Source organism: Pectobacterium brasiliense, from assembly GCF_013449685.1.
Taxonomy (GTDB): domain Bacteria; phylum Pseudomonadota; class Gammaproteobacteria; order Enterobacterales; family Enterobacteriaceae; genus Pectobacterium; species Pectobacterium brasiliense_A.
In genome coordinates this window covers 207-3,644 of sequence record NZ_JACDSF010000086.1, presented here as the reverse complement: position 1 = coordinate 3,644, position 3,438 = coordinate 207, and the positions used below count along the sequence as shown (strand labels likewise).

5 protein-coding genes are annotated in these 3,438 nt (G+C 42.3%); 4 read left to right on the top strand and 1 reads right to left on the bottom strand.

Annotation, left to right across the window (positions count from 1 at the left end; genetic code table 11):
• Positions 1–21: 21 nt before the first annotated feature.
• Positions 22–510: a hypothetical protein gene (locus tag H0248_RS21205; RefSeq protein WP_180787384.1), complete on the bottom strand. Its 489-nt coding sequence runs from the start codon at positions 508–510 to the stop codon at positions 22–24.
• Positions 511–1,280: 770 nt separating this feature from the next.
• Between H0248_RS21205 and H0248_RS21200 the strand changes: the two genes are divergently transcribed.
• The 4 genes from H0248_RS21200 (at position 1,281) to H0248_RS21185 (ending at position 3,432) form a co-directional block, all read left to right on the top strand.
• The gene (locus H0248_RS21200; protein ID WP_180787383.1) at positions 1,281–1,871 is read left to right on the top strand and encodes an inovirus-type Gp2 protein; all 591 of its coding nucleotides are present in this window, start codon (positions 1,281–1,283) and stop codon (positions 1,869–1,871) included.
• 104 nt (positions 1,872–1,975) lie between these two features.
• On the top strand, positions 1,976–2,188 hold the full coding sequence (locus H0248_RS21195) for a helix-turn-helix transcriptional regulator (protein ID WP_044205785.1): 213 nt from the start codon (positions 1,976–1,978) through the stop codon (positions 2,186–2,188).
• 92 nt (positions 2,189–2,280) lie between these two features.
• Complete coding sequence (locus H0248_RS21190; protein WP_180787382.1) at positions 2,281–2,706, top strand: putative zinc ribbon protein; 426 nt, start codon at positions 2,281–2,283, stop codon at positions 2,704–2,706.
• Positions 2,707–2,850: 144 nt separating this feature from the next.
• Entirely contained in the window at positions 2,851–3,432 is a 582-nt protein-coding gene (locus H0248_RS21185) for a hypothetical protein (RefSeq protein ID WP_180787381.1), read from the top strand.
• Positions 3,433–3,438 lie beyond the last annotated feature (6 nt).

Sequence of the window (3,438 nt, the reverse complement as noted above, 5' to 3'; positions counted from 1 at the left end):
TCCGTAGATGGCGGGTCAAGATCAAATAGCATTGAGAGAGAATTTCATGGAATTATGATTTTCATGCTCTTCAACCCAGTCATCTGGAAGATAAAACGCAAATGGTAGCAGTGTGATTTTTTTGTGTTTCTTCAGAAGTTCATCATATTTATCACAAAGATACCTTTCGGTTTCCTCTTTCTCTGCTACTGATTTTTTCAACCAATCTTTCTGCGCAGAAGTCAGGCATACATCGATCTCATAGTCGTTTCTTTTATCATAACGAACCCTTACATTCGAATCCCCATAGTTTGTCCTTTGCCTATAGTAAATATGATCCAAGAAGTCAAAAGGAATATTATTTTCTGCTGAGGGAGTTCTGTTTTGTTTAGCAGGAAAGCGAATATTTTCGTCAAAACAGATAAAACTATAGAGCTGACTAATATCTCTATAGGTTAACAGATGCACTTTGCGCCCTGTATCTTTCAGACGCAACTTAAATACCCTCAGGTCATCCATCATATCCGCCATCGCACCTTACCCCATACGCAAATGATAATCACTATCAAAAACCAATTTAATCTTACCTTTCAGCAGATGATTTTACCTGTTAAAAAGGTGTTTTTTAAGCATGAATTCAATGTTTTTTAAGGCGAATTTATAGGCTTTTTATTGATATAAAAGGTGTTTTTTACACTGAAAATATCAGTATTGTAGCCAAATTCACGCTAAGTGTTGAGGCTGTTTCCCAAAGGCTTGTCTATACGATGACATATCCATATTGCTTCAGATATCTGTATCTGACCTGAGTTTAGGCGTTATAGTCACACACCGAAGAAAGGAATCAGGATGGTTCGTCGCCATTGGCTTTTGTACCCAGTCGATTGAAGGCGACCATAGTTCTGATACCGGAATGATTCACAATAGATGCGAATCGGCAACAGAGATAACGTACCAAGACATACAGCGATAAGCAATATTGACGCTTGGTAAGTATAACACTATCACAATGAATGAGGCAGAATAATTACTCAGGGAAACCCGCAGCATCCCAAGGACATATTCCATTCCAGATATTCATTCTTCTGAAGGTGGAACGATTAATTAAGGTAAATACTAATATTTTATAAGAAGACGATTTATGTAAATAAAATTATCCATCCCACTATCTCTATGCCTATCACTCAGTACAGGAAAGAACCAAGAATGCTATCTTCATGTGCATCATCCTATGCTAATAAAACTTTAAAATTTACGCCAGAAACACATCCCATGAAAAACACTCATTCAGGGATTAATTCATGGGATACAATAAAATCATTACCGATACCAACGTCAGATACGTTCACCATCGGAGACTACGTAGAAATCTACGAAACCACTTCAATCGACTCTTTGACCGTTATTCAAAATTACTTATGTTACGAGTCGACTTCTCATATCTTAAAAAGAGTGACTCCCATCATTACGCAGATACTCACTCTACCGTTTGTGATATCACGCTGTTATTACAGCAGTGTGATTTTTTAAAGGGACTCGTCGGCCATGCCTGGGTGCTGGAATATACCGAAGAGCATAGTTTTCATATCCATGCCGCGTTTTATCTCAATGGTCAGAAACATCGTAAAGTTTGGAGCATATTTGAAGATATTAGGGATATTTGGGCGAATGTGACAGAGGGGGATGGTTATGCACACCGATGTGAACCCAAAGAACATTACAGGGTAAAAGGGGAATGGGTGACATCCTATGACGACGATGAAGGAAGAGACAGAATGCTATATATCTTGAGTTACCTGAGTAAACAGGACCAGAAAAAAGAACGGGTTATTTATCATATCAGTGAAATACCCAAGCCTGCTCGCAGAGGTCGGCCAAGGTGTTTGGGTTAATTGTCACTCAGTAATAAATAATTACGCCACTCGCACATCGTTTGAAGGAATTCGCCAATTTCTATTTTCCGGTTCCTTCTCTATTCATCAGAGGAGAAAAAACGATGAGCACCACTACCGATTACCGCCTTCTTAACGACCAGTTCGTGGATATGACCTTTATCACCCAGTTGACCGGATTAACCGACAAATGGTTTTACAAGCTGATTCAACTGGGTGAATTTCCGAAGCCGATTAAGCTGGGTCGCAGTTCCCGCTGGCTGCAAAGTGAAGTCGAAACCTGGTTACAGCAACGTATCGATCAGTCTCGCCAGTAGCTACACGTTCTAAACACGACTCATATTCCCGCTAACAGCGTTGGGACAATCTCTTACGCTCAGCTCGTTATCGTCAGGAATGGAATCAATTTATGCGCTTTCTAAAATGCTATCTGGCTAACAATGCCAAAAATCGTTTTGTTAATGCAACTGAGGCTAGCCGCCAGCCCCAGGGTCACTGGACATGTACATCCTGTGGTTGCAGGTTAACTCTGCATAACGGATCGCAACATGAAGAAGCCTGGTTTGAGCATGATCGGTTCAGTATAGATCCAAGAAAACTGAAGGCATGTGCCTACCGGGCCCCCGAAGAGAAAGAAGAAGAGAGGATTAAAAAACTACGGGAGAAAGTCTGTGCCAGCTACGTTCTTCCTAAACCGAACACCTGGTATTGCGTGTTGTGCCAAAACCACTATACAGGAAAGAAACTCTGCCCAGCGTGTAAAGACGGAATCTACAGTGTAGTCGTTGAGGAGAACGGCTATGTACCTGAGGAAAAAGGTCATCGGAATAGTTAATTCANNGTATCCCATCATTCCAGCCAGAAACAACACCTTTCAGTTCACTCTTCTTAATTAATTATTCCCTGAATAACAGACCGCTATCCGATTCCATGGAGGACACCGGTTGTCTGTTATTCAGCATGTTGGAGACTTTTCTAAATGACACGTAATACGACGCTATCCACGTTGCTGGATAAGTACCAAAGCCATCTTGACGACAGTGCTACGCACGCCATCCATCAGGGTATCAGTACGCGAAAAATTCATACTTTCCATCGGTTGAGATTGACGGCAGTTTCCCTGCCAGACCAGCATAAGGCGCATCTGATTGTCCCCGCGAAACTAATGCAGAAATCAAGAGTGTCGCGTATTGAGGCTGCCAGCAGAGCCATTCTGCCGGTGGAAACCAGCCGCTACCTTCGGCGGTATCCAATGCTGGGCGGTATTCTGATCAGCGAATGTGACCGACTACATCTGGATGAATTGGGTGACAGCCTTCAGAGGCTATTTGATCGGGAAAATGAACACGGCATTCAGGAAACGTTAACACTACTGTGCTGGTCTGAGCTACTTAACGGCCTGTCTTATCGTGAATGGACATCACTGGCTGATAAAACCGACAGACAGATTCAGGTGTGGATTAACACCCGTCTGCGCACTCAGCCAGCGCGTCGGGCAATGATTGACGAATATGTTTTCTTCGCCTGCTTTGGTCACTGGAGGGATTATTACCCTGCTTGATATTGA